The following is a 1,433-nucleotide window of genomic DNA, read 5'->3' on the forward strand; positions in this document are numbered from 1 at the left end:
CGAGCCTCGGTCTGGTCGTGAAGCAGTGCAACGTGCCGTGGACGAACAAAGATCAGGCATCCGAGGCGGTCAAACTGGCGCTCGGCATCGTGAACCTGTCGAAGACCATCGGCGGCGAGTTTATGGCCTATCCCAAGAGCCTGACCGAGTTGACCGACCCGGAGATCGACGAGGCTGTCCGCGACATGATGGACCTTATCCAGCGGATGACCGGCATCGACCCGTCCACGCTGAAGAAGGAAATCGCCGACGTCGGCGAAGATGAACATGAACCCGCCGACGGCTCCAGCGCCGGTAGTCAAGGCAGCGACGGCGTGTCCCCGTCCCCCGACAGCCAAGCCGTCGCTGCCGAACCCGTGCCCGCTGCGGCGGACCCGGAGGCCGGTAGCCTTGAAGCGGATCATCCCGATACCGCGGCGCCGGTCTCCGCATCTCTTTCCGACAGCGACAAGGCTTTCCTCGTCCGCGTCTTCAAGACGATGAAGGCCGCCGTCGGGCCGGAGGTGAACGTGTTCACCCGTCAGGCCCTGGTGTTCACCGACGAGATCGGCGGCAAGTCGGCTCTGGTCCGGGCCAAGGCGAAAACCATCCGCGAGCGGCTTCAGGACTGCTGCGGTGAAAATCCAAGCAAAGGCACGGTCGAGGTCGGGCGCTATCTCGCCGGCGTGATCGGGGTTGAGGAACAGGAGCTGGCGGAATGAGCGTTTCAGCCTTCCCGCTCCAATGGCCCGCCGGCCGCGCGCGCAAGCCTGCCGCAGCGCGACGAGACGGTCGCTTCAACATCAAGCGCAGCAACGGGCGATATCTCCAGACCCATGGCGTGAGCGGTGCTGATGCGCTTTCCAGACTGCAAGACGAACTTGACCGGATCGGCGCCATCCTGCCCGTCGTTAGCACCAATCTTCAGACGCGGCTCGATGGTCTGCCGCGTTCAGGCCAACCCGAACCGTCGGACCCTGGTGTCGCGCTCTATTTCCAGCTTCAGGGAAAGCCGCACTGCATGCCATGCGACACCTACACCAAGGTAGCGCAGAACATTGCCGCCATTGCAGCCCATATCGAGGCCACCAGAGCGATCGAGCGGCACGGAGTATCTTCGGTCGCCGAGATGTTCGCAGGCTTCCAAGCCCTGCCCGCGCCCGGCGCGCGCCGGCATTGGCGTGAGGTGCTGGGCATCGCGCCGAACGTTCCTGTCACCGCAACTGAGATCGAATATTTCTTCCGGCTGGCAGCCAAGAAGGCACACCCGGACACCGGCGGCTCGCATACCGCCATGGCTGAACTGATTGCAGCGAGGGACGAAGCGCTGAAGGCGGTGCGGTCGTGAGGCGCGAGTTCCCCCGCAAGGTGAAGCAGACCGCGCTCGCCCGCGCCGCCGGCAAATGCGAGAAATGCACCGCCGTCCTGACGCCCCGCGAGGGCGAGGTCGATCA

1 protein-coding gene and 1 pseudogene are annotated in these 1,433 nt (G+C 64.6%); both read left to right on the forward strand.

The window, feature by feature from the left end; translation table 11 throughout:
- Positions 1-701 (forward strand): annotated as a pseudogene (locus FJ980_RS34975) (hypothetical protein); the annotation flags it as partial.
- Positions 698-1,327, forward strand: a complete 630-nt coding sequence (locus FJ980_RS31495) for a J domain-containing protein (RefSeq protein ID WP_140547423.1) — start codon at positions 698-700, stop codon at positions 1,325-1,327. The pseudogene FJ980_RS34975 and the gene FJ980_RS31495, both read left to right, overlap by 4 nt.
- Positions 1,328-1,433 lie beyond the last annotated feature (106 nt).

The sequence above is a fragment of the Mesorhizobium sp. B1-1-5 genome (assembly GCF_006443065.1).
Lineage (GTDB): Bacteria > Pseudomonadota > Alphaproteobacteria > Rhizobiales > Rhizobiaceae > Mesorhizobium.